The following is a 16,256-nucleotide window of genomic DNA, read 5'->3' as shown; positions in this document are numbered from 1 at the left end:
GCACACGAGGCGGCTCCTCACAAGGGAGCCCGCAACGAGGAGTGATGACGATGACGCACACCCTGACCCCCACGGCGGATCTCGGCACCGATATCGAGGATGTCGCCCGCCTGCTCAGTCCCGACGGCGAGCGCATCGCCGACCCCGAGCTCGACCGGTGGATCGCCGACGTCGACGCCGCGGCGCTGCGGTCGCTGTACCGTGACATGGTCCTGCTGCGGCGGATCGACGTCGAGGGCGTCGCCCTGCAGCGCCAGGGGCAGCTCGGCCTGTGGCCCCCGTGTCAGGGGCAGGAGGCGACGCAGATCGGCACCGCCCGCGCGCTGCGTGCCGACGACTTCGCCTTCCCCAGCTACCGCGAGACCGGCGTCGTCTACGCCCGCGGCGGCAAGCCGTCGGACTTCGTGCTGGCGTGGCGCGGCGAGGAGCACTCCACGTACGACCCGTACGAGCTGAACACCGCGACGCAGCAGATCATCATCGGCGCTCAGTCGCTGCACGCCGTCGGCTACGCGATGGGCATCCAGCGCGACGGCACGGACCAGGTCTCGGTCGCGTACTTCGGCGACGGTGCGTCCAGCCAGGGCGACGTCAACGAGGCCATGGTGTTCGCGTCCTCCTTCGGCGCCCCGGTCGTCTTCGTCTGCACGAACAACCAGTGGGCCATCTCGGAGCCGGTCGCGCTGCAGGCCAAGGCCCCGATCGCCGGTCGCGCGCCGGGCTTCGGCATCCCGAGCATGCGCGTGGACGGCAACGACGTGCTGGCCTGCCTCGCCGCGATGAGGTGGGCGCTCGACCACGCGCGCAGCGGCAAGGGACCGGCGTTCATCGAGGCCGTGACCTACCGCATGGGCCCGCACACGACGTCGGACGACCCGACGCGCTATCGCGACAAGGACGAGGTCGAGACGTGGCGCCGCCGCGACCCGATCGCGCGCGTCGAGGCGCTGCTGCGCTCGCGCGGCGAGTTCGACGACGCGTTCGCCGCGAGCGTGGAGGCGGATGCCGACGTGCTGGCCGCATCGGTCCGCGAGGCCGCGATGCAGGCGCAGACCCGCGAGCCGCTGACCGTGTTCGACAACGTGTACGCCGAACCGCACACGGGCATCGACGAACAGCGCGAGTGGTTCGGCGCGTACCTCGAGGCCTTCGCGCCCGCACAGGAGGCGTGACATGGTGCAGCTCACGATGGCGAAGGCCATCAACGAAGGACTCCGCCGCGCGATGGCCGACGACGACCGCGTGCTCGTCATGGGCGAGGACATCGGCAAGCTCGGCGGTGTGTTCCGCATCACCGACGGTCTGCAGTCCGAGTTCGGGGCGCAGCGGGTGATCGACACCCCGCTGGCCGAGGCGGGCATCATGGGCACGGCGGTCGGCCTCGCGTTCCGGGGCTACCGCCCCGTGGTCGAGATCCAGTTCGACGGATTCGTCTACCCCGCGTTCGACCAGATCGTGTGCCAGGTGGCGAAGCTGCACTACCGCACGCGCGGCAACGTCACGATGCCGATCACGATCCGCATCCCGTGGGCGGGCGGGGTGGGTGCCGCCGAGCACCACTCCGAGTCGCCCGAGGCGTACTTCGTGCACACGTCGGGGCTTCGCGTCATCGCCGTGTCGAACCCGCAGGACGCGTACGTCATGCTCCGCCAGGCGATCGCCTCGAACGATCCCGTGGTGTACTTCGAGCCCAAGCGGCTGTACCACTCCAAGGGCGAGGTCGACCTCGACCTGCAGCTGGCCGACGCGCCGCCCATGGGGCTCGCGCGCGTGGCGCGGCCGGGCACCGACGTCACCCTGCTCACGTACGGCGCGCAGGTGGCGACCGCGATGGATGCCGCCACCGCCGCCGAGGACGACGGCGTGTCGATCGAGGTCATCGACCTGCGCTCGATCTCTCCGGTCGACTACCGCACCGTCACCGCCTCGGTCCGAAAGACCGGGCGCGTCGTGGTGACGCATGAGGCTGCTCGCGAGGCGGGCGTCGGCGCCGAGCTCGTCGCGAGCGTGACCGAGCGCTGCTTCAACTACCTGGAGGCCGCACCTCAACGGGTCACCGGCCACGACATCCCGTACCCGCCGGCGAAGCTCGAGAAGCACCACCTCCCCGACCTCGACCGGATCCTCGACGCCGTGGATCGCGTCATGGACCGGCCCAACAGCCTTTCGGGGGTGGCGGACCGATGACGCAGGACTTCCGACTTCCCGATCTCGGCGAGGGACTGCCCGAAGCAGAGCTCGTGCAGTGGCTCGTCGCCGTCGGCGACACCGTGGCGCTCAACCAGACGATCGCCGAGGTCGAGACCGCCAAGGCCGTCGTCGAGCTGCCGTCACCGCATGCCGGCACGGTCACTGCGCTGCACGCCGAGCCCGGCGACGTCATCGAGGTGGGTTCGGTGCTGATCACGTTCGATACCGGCGGAGACGATGCGTCGTCTTCTTCGCCGCTCGGCACGAGTGCCACATCGGCGGCGTCCGCGGAGGAACCGGCCGCGGCCCCTGCCGTCGAGACCGAGCGCGCCGAGCCGAATCTCGTCGGGTACGGTGCCGCCCCGCGCAGCGCCGGACGACCGCAGCGACGCGCGCGTGCGGGAGCACCGGCGCGAACCCGCTCCGACACGGCCGTGCTCGAGGCCGCGCCGCACGACGCGATCTCGGTGGACGCGATGGACGTCGCGGAGGCGCGCGTCGAGCGTCCGCGCTCCACGCCGCCCGTGCGGGCGTTCGCGAAGCAGCTCGGCATCGACCTGGCGCTCGTCGAGGCCGGCGGTGCGTCCGGGATCATCACACGCGCCGACGTCGAGGCGTACGCCGAGCGCGTCGGGCTCGCAGGCGCTGCGGTCGCGACGCCGGCCGAGACAGCCGGCATCCCCGACACCGCAGAGGCGCTCGCGCCCGCGCGCACGCCGGGGGAGCGGACCACCCGCACGCCGATCCGCGGCGTGCGGCGCATGACGGCGGACGCGATGGTCCGCAGCGCCTTCACGGCCCCGCACGTGACGACGTTCCTCACGGTCGACGTGACGGCCACCAGCGAGCTCATCGCCTCGCTCAAGGCCGACCGCGCGCTGCAGGATCACCGCATCGGCGTCATGGCCGTCGCCGCGAAGGCGGTCTGCCTGGCTCTCGGCCGCCACCCGGGGCTCAACTCGAAGTGGGACGACGAAGCGGGCGAGATCGTCGAGCACCACTATGTGAACCTCGGGATCGCGGCTGCCACCGGGCGCGGGCTCGTGGTCCCCAACATCCGCGACGCGCAAGAGCTCACCCTCGTCGAGCTCGCCGATGCGATCCGCGCGCTCGCCGAGACGGCGCGGGCGGGCAAGACGGCGCCGGCCGACATGATGGGCGGCACGTTCTCGATCACGAACGTCGGGGTGTTCGGGGTAGACGCCGGCACACCGATCATCAATCCGGGCGAGGCGGGCATCCTCGCGCTCGGCGCGGTGCGGCGCCAGCCGTGGGAGCACCACGGCGAGATCGCGCTGCGTGACGTCATGACGCTCGCGCTGTCGTTCGATCACCGGCTGGTGGACGGCGAGCAGGGGTCGCGGTTCCTGGTCGAGGTCGCCGACGTGCTGCGCGAGCCAGGGAGGGCGATGCTGCTGCGCTGAGGCGGCCGCCGTGCCCTCGATCGGCCGGTCCTGCGGGGCCGGCCGATCAGCTCTTCTTGGGGTAGAACAGCCCGAGACCTCTGGCCTGCAGGATGCGGTACGCGTCCGCGTAGGTCTGCGGATCCTCGTCGTCCGAGCTGCCGTACTTGGCCAGCAGCAGCCCGAGCAGCCCCTTGCCCGGCGGGCTCAGCGGCTTGTCGCTGTGAGGGCCGTTCTTGAGGTCGATGCGCTCGTCCTCGGCCGTGTTGGGCGGCAGGTACAGCGGGTGCACGAGCGGCCACGTGGCGGGGTCGCGCGGCGTGTCGAGATTGACGACGGCGTACATGTCGCGTGCCTCGGCGTCGCGGCGGGTGAGAGGGCGCAGCCCGTGGCGCTTCGCGAGCGTCGCGGCCAGCGCGCCGTGGTGCATCTCGTCGTGCACGATGGTGCCCGCGCGCGTATAGGCCGACACGGCGATGGCGGGCACGCGTACGCCGAGACGGTCGAAGCCGAAGCCCATCTCTCCGGGAGACTCGTCGGCGTGGGGCGGGGTCGCAGCGGGCGGCACGACGTGGTCGTACGTGCCGCCGTGCTCGTCGAACGTGATGAGCAGCAGGGTGTTGACCGCGTTGGAGCCGTCCGGCGTGGCGCTGGTGCGGATCGCGTCGTAGACGTCGGCGACGAGCTTCTCGCCCGCCCGCACGTCCGAGACGGCGGAGTCGATCACCGGCTCGCCGGCGACGTCGCTCTCGCGGAGCACTCCGACCGGCGGGTGGAAGTCGTTGTGGTTGTAGACCAGCCGCGGCTCGATGAACGCGTAGGCCGGGAGCGTGCCGTTCTTCGCGTCCTCGTAGAACTCCGACATGTAGACGAAGTGGTCGGTGCGCCAGTACCTCTCCAGGGTCGGGGAGTGGAGGATCCCGGTCAGCGAGACGAGCTGCAGCTCGTCGAAGTACACCTTCCAGCTGAGCCCGGCGTCTTCGAGGCGGTCGAACACGGTGGGCGCGGCATCCGCCTCCAGCCACTTGCGGTAGCCGCCGTGGTCGCGATTGGTGACGAAGCCGTGCGACGTCGAGGCGTGGAAGAACGAGCGGTTGCAGTAGGTCTGCGACGGCACCGCGCAGTGCCACGCGTCGAACACCGCGAACTGCTGTGCCAGCGTCGACAGCACCGGCAGCTGCGCGGGCGAGAAGCCGCCCATGATGCGCGACACGTCGTCGAGGCTCGGCTCGCTGCCGCGCCGCAGCCGCAGCAGGTTGTTGCGGTAGTCCGTCGCGAACCCGTCCATCGTGGGCGCCGCGCCGTGCGGCGGCGCGTTGAACGGCGCGCGCATGTCGGCGATCTCGGCCGCCGCGTTGCCGGGAGGATCGACCACGCCGAACAGCTGCGTGTTGACGTGCGGGTACTCCTCGCCGGGGTCCGGGTCGGGGCTGCCCATGATGACGTCGGTGGAGCCCTCGTAGACGTGGGCGGCGATGCGTTCGCCCGACGGTGCGGTGTTGGCGTAGTCGCCGAACTCCAGCCCGTCGAAGGTCGCGCCCGGCGGCAGCGTCTCGGGGCTGTAGAGGCGGCCCAGCAGATTGTCGAATGAGCGGTTCTCGCCCATGAGCACCACGATGTGGTCGAACCCGGGCTCGGACCGCGCCGGCACGGTGCCGAGGTCGGCCGAGCCTTCGCGGACGCCCAGCTCATGACCGATGGTCGCTCCGGCCGCCGCCCCGATCGCGCCGCCGACCACGGCACCCGCGGTGGCGATGCCGCCGAGCTTCAGGAAGTCCCGGCGTGAGGTCTCGTCCAGCTGGGGCGTCGCGTCCGGACGCGAAGGCCCACTCGGGCGCACGACATCGGCGGGCCGGCCGTCTTCGGCCGGTGCCGTGTCGCCTTCGTGGCTCGCCCCCGCCATCCCGTCAGACTATGCCGACGCGGCGCAGGAGCGCTCAGGCGGTCAGCGCGGCGCGCGCCATCGAGTGCAGGATGCCGCGGACGTCGGGGTCCGCCGACCGCGAGCGTGCCACCCGCACCGTGTGCGGCGTGGAGTTGATGAGGCCGAAGCACGCGTGGGCGCGAACCCGCAGCTCGTCGTCGTCGCGGTGGGGATGGAGGGCCGAGAGGATGCCGATCCAGACCTCGACGTACTCGCGCTGCAGACGGCGCACGGTGTGACGGTCCTCGTCGCTGAGGCTCGCCATGTCGCGGTCCTGCACGCGGATGACATCGGCGTCGCGCAGCGCGAAGGCGACATGGAACTGGATCAGCGCGTCCAGCTGGGCGTCGGCGCCCTCGTGCGTCGAGACGACGGTGCGCCCGCCCGCGAGCAGCCGCTCGCTCACCTCGACGAGGATGGCGCCCAGGAGCGCCTGCTTGCCGGCGAAGTGACGGTACAGGGCGGGGCCGCTGATGCCCACAGCGCCGCCGATGTCTTCGAGGCTGACACCGCTGAAGCCGCGCTCGGCGAACAGCGCGGCGGCCTGCTGCAGGATCGCCGCGTGGCGGTCGGCCTTCGCGCGGTTGCGATCGGTGACACCGTTTGTCATCTGTGCTCCGGGTGATGAGGGCTTGCGAACTCAGTTAATGCTCGCTAACCTAAACCTCAGTTAGTGAACACTAACCAATGAGGTCGTGCCGGGACAACCGGTGTGACCCGATCGTGACGTCGACGACGATGACACGGAGAGCGGAGCCATGAGCGTGCTGACCACCCAGGCGGTGACCGACGAGGATTTCGGCCGCACCTCTCAGGCACAGCGCGCGCTGGCCGAAGCCCTGCGCGAACGGCTGGCCGCGGCATCCCTCGGGGGTCCGCCCGCGTCGCGCGAACGCCACGTCGCACGCGGCAAGCTGCTGCCCCGCGACCGTGTGACGCGCCTGCTCGACGAGGGGAGCCCGTTCGTCGAGATCGCGCCGCTCGCCGCGGAAGGCCTGTACGGCGGCGAAGCGCCGGCCGCCGGGGTGATCGCCGGGATCGGCCTCGTGCACGGGCGGCACGTGATGGTCGTGTGCAACGACGCGACCGTCAAGGGCGGCACGTACTACCCGATGACCGTGAAGAAGCACCTGCGCGCGCAGGAGATCGCGCTGGAGAACCGGCTGCCCTGCGTCTACCTCGTCGACTCCGGCGGCGCGTTCCTCCCGATGCAGGACGAGGTGTTCCCCGACCGCGACCACTTCGGCCGCATCTTCTTCAACCAGGCGCGGCTCTCGGCCGCCGGCATCCCGCAGATCGCCGCCGTGCTCGGCTCGTGCACGGCGGGCGGCGCCTACGTTCCCGCGATGAGCGACGAGACGGTGATCGTGCGCAACCAGGGCACGATCTTCCTGGGCGGACCGCCGCTCGTGAAGGCGGCGATCGGCGAGGTCGTGACGGCCGAGGAGCTCGGCGGGGGAGAGTTGCACGCACGGCGCTCCGGCGTCGTCGACCACCTCGCCGACGACGACGAGCACGCGCTGGAGATCGTGCGCGACATCGTCGCGACGCTGCCGCCGCCCGCCGCTCCGGCGTGGGAGATCGCACCCACGGTGGACCCGGCGGTCGACCCCTCACAGCTGTACGGGGTCGTGCCCGTCGACGTCAACCAGCCGTACGATGTGCGCGAGGTGATCGCCCGTCTCGTCGACGGCAGCGAGCTGCACGAGTTCAAGCGCGAGTACGGCACGACGCTCGTCACGGGATTCGCCCGCATCCACGGGCACCCGGTGGGGATCGTCGCCAACAACGGCGTGCTGTTCGGCGAGTCGGCGCTGAAGGGCGCCCACTTCATCGAACTGTGCGATCAGCGCGGCATCCCGCTGCTGTTCCTGCAGAACATCTCGGGCTTCATGGTCGGGCGCGACGCCGAGGCGGGCGGCATCGCGAAGGACGGCGCCAAGATGGTGACCGCCGTCGCCACGACGCGCGTGCCGAAGCTCACCGTCGTCATCGGCGGCTCGTTCGGCGCCGGCAACTACTCGATGTGCGGTCGCGCGTACTCGCCGCGGTTCCTGTGGACCTGGCCCGCGTCGCGCATCTCGGTGATGGGCGGTCCTCAGGCCGCGTCCGTGCTGTCGACCGTCAAGCGCGACCAGCTCGAAGCCCGTGGCGAGGAGTGGTCCGCCGACGACCAGTCGGCCTTCGAGGCGCCGATCCGCGCGCAGTACGAAGAGCAGGGCAACCCCTATTACGCCACGGCGCGGCTGTGGGACGACGGCATCGTCGACCCGCTCGACACGCGCGACCTCCTGGGCCTCGCCCTGGACGTCGTGTCGCGCACGCCGCTCCCCGAACCCCGCTTCGGCGTCTTCCGGATGTGAGCGAGATGTTCGACACCGTCCTCGTCGCCAACCGCGGCGAGATCGCACGCCGCGTGATCCGGACGCTCCGGCGCCTCGGCATCCGCTCGGTCGCCGTCTACAGCGACGCCGACGCGTCCGCTCCGCACGTGCGCGAGGCCGACGTCGCCGTGCGCATCGGACCCGCCGCCGCGGCGCACTCGTACCTCGACATAGACGCGGTCGTCGCCGCGGCGGTCGAGACCGGCGCGCAGGCCGTGCATCCCGGCTACGGGTTCCTCTCCGAGAACGTCGCGTTCGCGCGGGCGTGCGCCGCCGCCGGCATCGTGTTCATCGGACCCGGGGAACGCGCGCTCGAGGTGATGGGCGACAAGATCCGTGCGAAGGACCACGTCGGCGGTCACGGCGTGCCGACCGTGCCCGGTTTCAGCGCGGCCGGGATGACGGATGCCGACATCGCGGCGTCGGCCGAGGCCACCGGCTACCCGCTCCTGGTGAAGCCCTCGGCGGGCGGCGGCGGCAAGGGCATGCAGGTCGTGAGGTCCGCCGCGGAGCTGCCTGACGCGCTCACCACGGCCCGGCGCGTGGCGGCGGCGGCGTTCGGCGACGACACGCTGCTGCTGGAGCGGCTCATCGAACGTCCGCGGCACATCGAGGTGCAGGTGCTGGCCGACGCCCACGGCGGGGTCATCCACCTCGGCGAGCGCGAGTGCACGCTGCAGCGGCGGCACCAGAAGGTGGTCGAAGAGGCGCCGTCGCCGGTCGTCGACGCCGCCACGCGTGAGCGCCTGGGAGCGGCCGCGTGCGCGGCGGCGGCCTCCGTCGACTACCGCGGGGCAGGCACCGTGGAGTTCCTCGTCGCCGCCGACCGGCCCGACGAGTTCTTCTTCATCGAGATGAACACGCGCCTGCAGGTCGAGCACCCGGTGACCGAGCTGGTGACCGGCATCGACCTCGTCGAGCAGCAGCTGCGCATCGCCGCCGCCGAGCCGCTCTCGATCGCCCAGAGCGACGTGCGGCTCGCGGGCCACGCGATCGAGGCCCGCGTCTACGCCGAGTCGCCCGAGCGGGGGTTCCTCCCGGCGACCGGCGAGGTGCTGGTGTGGCGCGCCGCCGAGGGCGTGCGCACGGACGGCGCGGTCGAGACCGGAAGCACCGTCACCGCCGACTACGACCCGATGATCGCGAAGGTCATCGCTCATGCTCCGGACCGCACCGCCGCGCTGCAGCGGCTGGACGCCGCGCTCGCCGACACCGTCGTCCTGGGGGTCGACACCAACATCGGGTTCCTGCGCACGCTCCTCGCCGACGACGGTGTGCGCGGCGGCGACATGGACACCGGCCTCATCGAGCGGCTGCCGCCGTACACGGCGCCGGAGCCGCCCGCGGCGGCCCTCGCGGCCGCGGCGCGTGTGGTGACGGATCGGGATGCCGCCACCGCCGCCGCGCGTCCGTCGCACGCGTCCGGCCTGTGGTCGGCGCGCTCGGGCTGGCGCGCGGGCGGCCCGGCCGCGCCGGTCACGGCGGCGTTCGAGAGCGGCGACGGCCGCATCGTCGTGGCGGCGGCGGCCGAGCCCGGACCCATCGTGTCGGTCGGCGCACGGCGGGGGAGCGCGCGCACGGTCGGGCGCGCCCTGTCGGACGGCGTCGTCGCCGCGACCGCGGACGACGGCATCCTGTGGGTCCACGCCGACGGCGTGACCACCGCGCTGCGCCCGCTCAGCCGCCGCGCCGCCGCCGAGCTGCGCCGCGCTGCCCGAGAGCGCGGGGCGGCGGCATCCGATCCCGAACTGCGCGCTCCCATGCCGGGCGCTGTCGTCGCGGTCCACGTGGCGGACGGCGCGACGGTCGCCGCCGGCGAGCGCATCGCGACGATCGAGGCGATGAAGATGGAGCACCCCGTGACCGCGCCCCACGCCGGGACCGTGCGCGTCGACGTCGCCGTGGGCGACCAGGTGCGCCGCGACCAGGTGCTCGCACACGTCAAGGAGGACGACTGATGCCCGATTACGACTACGACATCACCGACGACGAGCGCGAGCTCGCCGGCCTGGTGCGCCAGTTCGCCGACGAGGTCGTCGCACCGCGCTCGTACGAGGCCGACCGCACCCACACGCTGCCGCTGGACGTGGTGGCGCAGATGGGCGAGCTGGGGCTGTTCGGCCTGCCGTTCCCCGAGGAGTACGGCGGCCAGGGCGGCGACTACTTCGCGCTGTGCCTCGCGATCGAGGCGCTCGGCCGCGTCGACCAGTCTCTGGCGATCACACTCGAGGCTGGGGTCAGCCTGGGCGCGATGCCGGTGTTCCGCTTCGGCAGCGAGGACCAGAAGCACGAGCTGCTGCCGCCGCTGCTGGCGGGAGAGGCGCTCGCGGGGTTCGGGCTCACGGAGCCCGAGGCGGGCTCGGACGCCGGCGCCACGCGCACGACCGCGCGCCTGGACGGCGGGGAATGGGTGATCAACGGGTCGAAGCAGTTCATCACCAACTCCGGCACCGACATCACACGCTTCGTCACCGTGACGGCCGTGACCGGCGAGTCCGGCGGACGCAAAGAGATCTCGACGATCGTCGTGCCGAACGGAACGCCCGGCTTCACCGTCGAGCCCGCGTACGACAAGGTCGGATGGCACGCGTCCGACACGCACCCGCTGACGTTCCAGGACGCGCGCGTCCCCGAGGGGAACCTCCTCGGCGAGCGGGGCCGCGGCTTCGCGAACTTCCTCCACATCCTCGACGAGGGCCGCATCGCGATCGCGGCGCTGTCGACCGGTGCGGCGGAAGGATGCCTCGAAGCCGCCGTCGACTACGCACGCAAGCGCACGGTGTTCGGCGAGCCGCTGGCGACGCGGCAGGGCATCCAGTTCCTCCTGGCACGCATGCAGCAGCGCGTGCACGTGGCGCGGCTCGCGTGGCACCACGCCGCGCGTCTGCGCGATGCGGGCAAGCCCTTCAAGACGCAGGCGGCGATGGCGAAGCTGACCGCGAGCGACGCGGCGATGGACAACGCGCGCGACGCGACGCAGGTGTTCGGCGGCAACGGCTTCATGAACGAGTACCCGGTGGCCCGCCACTACCGCGACTCGAAGATCCTCGAGATCGGCGAGGGCACGAGCGAGGTGCAGCTGCTCGTGATCGCCCGGGCCCTCGGGGTAGCGTGACACCGTGACCGACCCCGACCGCCCCAGCGAGCACGTCCAGAGAGGGCTGTACTACGACGAGCTGGAGGTGGGCGCGCGCTACCTCCATCGTCCCGGGCGCACGGCGACGGAGGCCGACAACGTGCTGTTCTCGTCGCTGACGATGAACACGCAGGCACTGCACCTGGACGCGGCGTTCGCCGCCGGGCAGCCGTTCGGCCAGCGCCTCATGAACTCGATGTGGACGCTCGCCACGATGGTCGGCGCCTCGGTGTCGCAGATCACGCAGGGCACCCTCGTCGCCCAGCTCGGCCTCACCGACGTCTCGTTCCCCGCCCCGCTGTTCCACGGAGACACGCTCTACACCGAGACCGAGGTGACGGCCAAGCGCCTGTCGTCGTCGCGGCCGGGCCAGGGCATCGTGACGCTGCGGCACACCGGACGCAACCAGCACGGCGAGGTCGTCGCGCTCGCCACCCGCACCGCGCTCATGTGGTGCACCCCCGACACCCCGGAGGAGACGCCGTGAGCTTCGACCTCGGCCCCGCGCTGCTGTTCTGCCCCGCGGACCGTCCCGAGCGGTACGCGAAGGCGATGGAGAGGGCGGATGCCGTCATCCTCGACCTCGAAGACGCCGTGGCCCCCGCGCACAAGGCCGCCGCGCGCGGGCATCTCATCGAGTCCGAGCTCGACCCGGACCGCGTCATCGTGCGGGTCAACCCGCCCGAGACCGAGGCGTTCGCGGCCGACCTGTCGACCCTGTCGCAGACCGACTACCGGCGCATCATGGTCGCCAAGGCGCAGTCGCCCAAGCGCATCGGGCGGCTCGATCCCCGGTTCGAGGTGATCGCGCTGTGCGAGACCGCCAAGGGCGTGGCGCAGGCCGATCGCCTGGCGGCGCTCGACAACGTCGTCGCGCTCATGTGGGGGGCCGAGGACCTGGTCGCCTCGCTCGGCGGCACCTCCAGCCGCAAGCCGAACGGCCGGTACCGCGACATCGCGCGCTACGCGCGCTCGCGCGTGCTCCTGGCCGCCGGCGCCCGCGACAAGGCGGCCATCGACGCCGTCCACCTCGACATCGACGACACGAAGCGCCTGGCCGTCGAGGCGGCGGATGCCGCGGCATCCGGCTTTCGCGCCACCGCCTGCATCCACCCGTCGCAGGTGCCGGTCATCCGTGCCGCCTACCGGCCCGACGAGAAGTCGGTGTCGTGGGCGCATGCCGTGCTGGCCGCGGCGGCAGGCGAGCGCGGGGTGTTCTCGTACGACGGCGTGATGGTGGACGAGCCGGTGCTGCGCCATGCGCGGCGCGTGCTGTCGCGCGCCAGCGGCTGACGGGTCTCCACCCGCCGCCGTGAGGGCTAGGCCGCGATGGCCGTGTACGACAGCAGACGCAGGCTGTCGCGCTCGACGACGAAGCGGTGAGCCGACGCGTTGCCGATCCGCTCGCCGACGAGGGGCAGCGTGTCGCCGCTCGCGTGCCGGATGAGCTCGCCGATGAAGCCTCCGTGCGACACGGCGATGACAGGCACGCCGGTCGGAGCCGTCGCGCGGCGCACGTCGCGGGCGATGCGGCGCAGCGCGTCGACGCCGCGCGCCCGCAGCAGGGCGCGCTCCTCCTCGCCCTCGGCCGGCAGCCCGGGATCGCCGTGGCGTGCGCGGTAGTCCGCGACCAGCATCCCCTCGGCCGCGCCGTAGCGGCGTTCGCGCAGCTGCGGGTACAGGATCGGAGCGTCGGCGTCGAGGACGGCGGCGATGATCCGCGCCGTCTCGTGTGCCCGCGCCAGATCGCTCGACACCACGATCGGCGTGACGCCGAGGCGCTCGAACTCGACGGCGAGCTCGTCGGCGGCCGCGCGGGCCTGCGCCCGGCCGGTGTCGTTCAGCGGGATGTCCGTCGAACCCTGGATGCGTCGTTCGAGGTTCCAATCGGTCTCGCCGTGGCGGATCAGGGTCAGTGCGGTCACCGTTCGACCCTACCGGCGTGGGGTGAACGCACGCTCCGAACCGGTCAGGCGAGCGGCGGAAGAGCGTCGGCGAACGCCTGCAGCACCTCGCTCGTGCCGGCGTCGATCTTGACGGTGGCACGCGAGTCGGCGCGCGTCGCGCCGCGGTTGACGATCACGACCGGCAGGCGCCGTCGCCGCGCGCGCTCCAGGAGGCGGATTCCGGAGTTGACCACGAGGGACGACCCCGCGATCACGAGCGCCTGGCTCGTGTGCACGAGCTGCTCGGCCTCGCGGAACTTCGCCGCCGGGATGAACTCGCCGAAGAACACGACGTCGGGCTTGAGCACGCCGCCGCACACCGTGCACTCGGGGATCACGAAGCCCTCGGTGGTCTCGGGCAGGACGTCGCCGTCCGGACCGAGCGGCACGTCGGCGGGGATGCGGATCCACGGATTGTCGGCCTCGACGCGACGCGCCAGATCGCGCCGGTCGAACACCTGGCCGCAGTGCGTGCAGAACACGCGACGCATCGTGCCGTGGAGTTCGACGACCCGGCGGCTGCCGGCGCGCACGTGCAGGCCGTCGACGTTCTGGGTCACGACGCCCGTCGCGAGCCCGCGCTCCTCCAGGGCTGCGATGGCGCGGTGACCCGGGTTGGGATCGGCGGCGGCGAACGCCTTCCAGCCGAGGTGGCTGCCCACCCAGTAGCGGCGGCGCGCGCTCTCGCTCGACATGAACTGCTCGGCGGTCATCGGCGTGCGCACGGGCGCGCCCTCTCCGCGGTAGTCGGGGATGCCCGAGTCGGTCGAGACGCCTGCCCCGGTCAGCACCGCGAGGCGACGGCCGGCCAGCTCCGAGACCGCGGCGGCGACGGCATCCGTCGTCTTCGCGTCGAGATCGGTCGCGATCGTGGTCACGGTGCACCCCCTTCGGGTCGAGTGTAGGCCCCGCGGTTTTCGGGCATGTTACGGCGGGGGCCCGTGCGTGCCAGGATGGGCCCGTGGGCGGCTTCGGCGGGGTGAGCGCACAAGGCTACGCAGCGTTCATGGGACGGTTCTCGACACCGTTGGCGGTGGAGTTCGCCGACCTCGGTCTCGACGGCGTGCCGCAGACGGCGCGCGTGCTGGACGTGGGCTGCGGACCGGGGATGCTGACGCTCGAGCTCGCCCGCCGGCGCGGCGCCGCGATGCTCGCCGCGGTCGACCCCGAGCCGGTGTTCGTCGCGGCGACAGCCGAGGCCTGCCCCGGGGCGGATGTGCGCGTGGCGGGCGCGGAGGATCTGCCGTTCGCGGACGCCGCGTTCGGCGCGGCGCTCGCGCAGCTCGTCGTGCACTTCATGTCGGATCCCGTGCGCGGCGTCGCCGAGATGGCGCGTGTCACGACGCCGGGCGGTCGCGTGAGCGCGTGCGTGTGGGATCACGGCGGGGGGAGCGGTCCGCTGTCGTCGTTCTGGCGGGTGGCGAGTGCTCTCGACCCCGACGTGCGCACCGAGTCGGGGCTGAACGGCGCCTCCGAGGGCCAGCTCGTCGACATCTTCGAGCGGGCCGGGCTTCATGACGTGACGCAGGCGGTCGTCGGATGCACCGTCGCCTTCCGCGACTTCGACGACTGGTGGCGGCCGTTCCTCGGCGGCGTCGGACCTGCGGGACGGTACGTCGCGACGCTCGACGAGCCGGCGGTCGCGCGCCTGGAGCGGGCGCTGCGCGACGACCTGGGCGACGGGGCGTTCTCGATCACCGCGCGCGCCTGGGCCGTCGTCGGACTCGCGGGCTGACCTCCACCGGCGTGGGACCATGGGGCGTGCCCGTCCTGCAGATCACCGACGCCTCAGACGAACGCCTGTCCGACTACCGAGACCTCACGGACGTCGCGCTGCGAAGAGTGCTCGAGCCCGAGGGCGGGCTGTACATCGCCGAGTCGGCGAAGGTGATCGCCCGCGCGCTCGCCGCGGGCCACCGCCCGCGGTCGGTCCTCGTGCAGCAGAAGTGGCTGGCCGACATCGAGGGCCTCGTGGATGCCGCCACGCCGGTGTACGTGGTGACGCCGGAGATCGCCGAGTCGCTCACCGGGTACGCCGTGCACCGGGGCGCGCTCGCGGCGATGCACCGGCCCGCCCTGCCGTCGGTGGCCGATGTCGTCGCAGATGCGCGGCTGGTGGTCGTGCTCGAAGACATCGTCGATCACACCAACGTGGGCGCCATCTTCCGTGCCGCCGCCGGGCTCGGCGCCGATGCCGTGCTGGTCAGCCCGCGCTGCGCCGACCCGCTGTACCGCCGCAGCGTGCGCGTGAGCATGGGGACGGTGTTCCAGGTGCCCTGGACGCGGCTGCCGGAGTGGTCGCAGGCGCGCGGCGTGCTGCACGAGTCGGGCTTCCAGCTGGCGGCGCTCGCGCTCGCGGAGGGTGCGGTTCCGCTCGACGTGTTCAGCGCCCGGCGACCCGAGCGCGTCGCGCTCATGCTCGGCGCCGAGGGCGACGGCCTCTCGCGACGGGCGCTCGCAGCCGCCGACGCGGTGGTGACGATCCCGATGGCCGGCGGCGTCGATTCGCTCAACGTCGCCGCGGCGAGCGCCGTCGCGCTGTGGGAGCTGCGCAGCCGTTGACACTGCCGTGGGCGTGCGTGCTCAGGCGCCCGGGCGGACGGTCAGCTCGGTGAGCTCCGCGTCGCGCGGCAGGTCGAGCGCGGCGAGGATGGTCGTCGCGACGGAGGCGGGGTCGATCCAGCGTGCCGCGTCGTACGCTGCGCCCTCCTGCTGGTGCACCTTCTCCTGCATGGGAGTGGCGGTGCGGCCGGGGTAGACGGTCGTCACCCGCACCCCGTGCGCGCGCTCCTCCTCGCGCAGCGCGTCGGCGATCGCCCGGACGGCGAACTTGCTCGCCGCGTACGAGCCCCATTCCGGACTCACGCGCAGCCCGGCGCCCGAGTTCACGAACACGACGTGCCCGCGCGCCGTCCGCAGCGCGGGCAGCATGAGCCGCGTGAGCTCTGCGGGCGCGACGGCGTTGACGTTGAGCTGCTGCTGCCACGTGGCGACCGGCGTCTCGGCCACGGGGCCGAGCTCGACGATGCCGGCGACGTGCACGACCGAGTCAAGCTGTGCGGGCAGGCTCTGGTGGCTGAACGCCCACGACAGCCGGGCGGGGTCGGCCAGGTCGCCCACGAGCGTCTGGGCGCCGGGGAACCGCTCGCGCAGCTGCGCCGCCCGTCCCGCGTCGCGCACGAGCAGCCAGAGGTCGTCGCCGCGCTCGGAGAGCTTCTCGGCCAGCGCCGCACCGATGCCCGAGCCGGCGCCGGTGATGAGGTGCGTCGCCAC

15 protein-coding genes are annotated in these 16,256 nt (G+C 72.5%); 10 read left to right on the top strand and 5 right to left on the bottom strand.

Annotated features, from left to right (window positions below; genetic code table 11):
* Positions 1–44: 44 nt before the first annotated feature.
* Genes pdhA through JNB62_RS09475 form a run of 3 tightly spaced genes read left to right on the top strand, consistent with a single transcriptional unit; the run spans position 45 to position 3,614 of the window.
* Positions 45–1,172 (top strand): pyruvate dehydrogenase (acetyl-transferring) E1 component subunit alpha, encoded by a 1,128-nt coding sequence (gene pdhA / locus JNB62_RS09485; protein WP_220300640.1) that lies wholly within the window; start codon positions 45–47, stop codon positions 1,170–1,172.
* Position 1,173: 1 nt separating this feature from the next.
* Positions 1,174–2,187 carry an alpha-ketoacid dehydrogenase subunit beta gene (locus JNB62_RS09480; protein WP_220300639.1) on the top strand — a complete coding sequence of 338 codons (1,014 nt, stop codon included), beginning with the start codon at positions 1,174–1,176 and terminating at the stop codon, positions 2,185–2,187.
* A complete protein-coding gene (locus JNB62_RS09475; protein ID WP_220300638.1) occupies positions 2,184–3,614 on the top strand; it encodes a dihydrolipoamide acetyltransferase family protein in 1,431 nt (476 codons plus the stop codon). The genes JNB62_RS09480 and JNB62_RS09475 overlap by 4 nt, the downstream gene beginning before the upstream one ends.
* Before the next feature lie 46 nt (positions 3,615–3,660).
* Here JNB62_RS09475 and JNB62_RS09470 read toward each other — a convergent pair whose 3' ends face one another.
* Together JNB62_RS09470 and JNB62_RS09465 are read right to left on the bottom strand one after the other, a co-directional pair.
* Complete coding sequence (locus JNB62_RS09470) at positions 3,661–5,496, bottom strand: alkaline phosphatase family protein (RefSeq protein WP_220300637.1); 1,836 nt, start codon at positions 5,494–5,496, stop codon at positions 3,661–3,663.
* Between the two features lie 34 nt (positions 5,497–5,530).
* The gene (locus JNB62_RS09465) at positions 5,531–6,127 is read right to left on the bottom strand and encodes an SACE_7040 family transcriptional regulator (RefSeq protein ID WP_220300636.1); all 597 of its coding nucleotides are present in this window, start codon (positions 6,125–6,127) and stop codon (positions 5,531–5,533) included.
* Positions 6,128–6,275: 148 nt separating this feature from the next.
* On the opposite strand from JNB62_RS09465, the gene JNB62_RS09460 reads away from it, so the two are divergent.
* Genes JNB62_RS09460 through JNB62_RS09440 form a run of 5 tightly spaced genes read left to right on the top strand, consistent with a single transcriptional unit; the run spans position 6,276 to position 12,330 of the window.
* Positions 6,276–7,880 (top strand): carboxyl transferase domain-containing protein, encoded by a 1,605-nt coding sequence (locus tag JNB62_RS09460; protein WP_220300635.1) that lies wholly within the window; start codon positions 6,276–6,278, stop codon positions 7,878–7,880.
* A gap of 5 nt (positions 7,881–7,885) precedes the next feature.
* Entirely contained in the window at positions 7,886–9,859 is a 1,974-nt protein-coding gene (locus JNB62_RS09455; RefSeq protein WP_220300634.1) for an acetyl/propionyl/methylcrotonyl-CoA carboxylase subunit alpha, read from the top strand.
* Positions 9,859–11,016: an acyl-CoA dehydrogenase family protein gene (locus JNB62_RS09450; RefSeq protein ID WP_220300633.1), complete on the top strand. Its 1,158-nt coding sequence runs from the start codon at positions 9,859–9,861 to the stop codon at positions 11,014–11,016. The genes JNB62_RS09455 and JNB62_RS09450 overlap by 1 nt, the downstream gene beginning before the upstream one ends.
* Before the next feature lie 4 nt (positions 11,017–11,020).
* A complete protein-coding gene (locus JNB62_RS09445) occupies positions 11,021–11,524 on the top strand; it encodes a MaoC family dehydratase (protein WP_220300632.1) in 504 nt (167 codons plus the stop codon).
* Entirely contained in the window at positions 11,521–12,330 is an 810-nt protein-coding gene (locus JNB62_RS09440; RefSeq protein WP_220300631.1) for an HpcH/HpaI aldolase/citrate lyase family protein, read from the top strand. The genes JNB62_RS09445 and JNB62_RS09440 overlap by 4 nt, the downstream gene beginning before the upstream one ends.
* Positions 12,331–12,356: 26 nt before the next feature.
* Here the strand turns inward: JNB62_RS09440 and JNB62_RS09435 are convergent, their stop codons facing one another.
* A complete protein-coding gene (locus tag JNB62_RS09435; RefSeq protein ID WP_220300630.1) occupies positions 12,357–12,962 on the bottom strand; it encodes a histidine phosphatase family protein in 606 nt (201 codons plus the stop codon).
* A gap of 44 nt (positions 12,963–13,006) precedes the next feature.
* Positions 13,007–13,861, bottom strand: coding sequence for a Sir2 family NAD-dependent protein deacetylase (locus JNB62_RS09430; RefSeq protein WP_220300629.1), 855 nt, complete (start codon positions 13,859–13,861; stop codon positions 13,007–13,009).
* 128 nt (positions 13,862–13,989) lie between these two features.
* Here JNB62_RS09430 and JNB62_RS09425 point away from each other — a divergent pair, with 128 nt between their 5' ends.
* Together JNB62_RS09425 and JNB62_RS09420 are read left to right on the top strand one after the other, a co-directional pair.
* Entirely contained in the window at positions 13,990–14,718 is a 729-nt protein-coding gene (locus tag JNB62_RS09425; RefSeq protein ID WP_220300628.1) for a class I SAM-dependent methyltransferase, read from the top strand.
* A 26-nt stretch (positions 14,719–14,744) separates the two neighbouring features.
* Positions 14,745–15,545, top strand: a complete 801-nt coding sequence (locus JNB62_RS09420) for a TrmH family RNA methyltransferase (RefSeq protein WP_220300627.1) — start codon at positions 14,745–14,747, stop codon at positions 15,543–15,545.
* 21 nt (positions 15,546–15,566) lie between these two features.
* Here the strand turns inward: JNB62_RS09420 and JNB62_RS09415 are convergent, their stop codons facing one another.
* Positions 15,567–16,256 carry an SDR family oxidoreductase gene (locus JNB62_RS09415; protein ID WP_220300626.1) on the bottom strand — a complete coding sequence of 230 codons (690 nt, stop codon included), beginning with the start codon at positions 16,254–16,256 and terminating at the stop codon, positions 15,567–15,569.

This window comes from Microbacterium jejuense (assembly GCF_019511665.1).
GTDB lineage: Bacteria > Actinomycetota > Actinomycetes > Actinomycetales > Microbacteriaceae > Microbacterium > Microbacterium jejuense_A.
The sequence above is the reverse complement of the archived record's forward strand: the minus strand, read 5'-3'. Positions and strand labels throughout refer to the sequence as shown.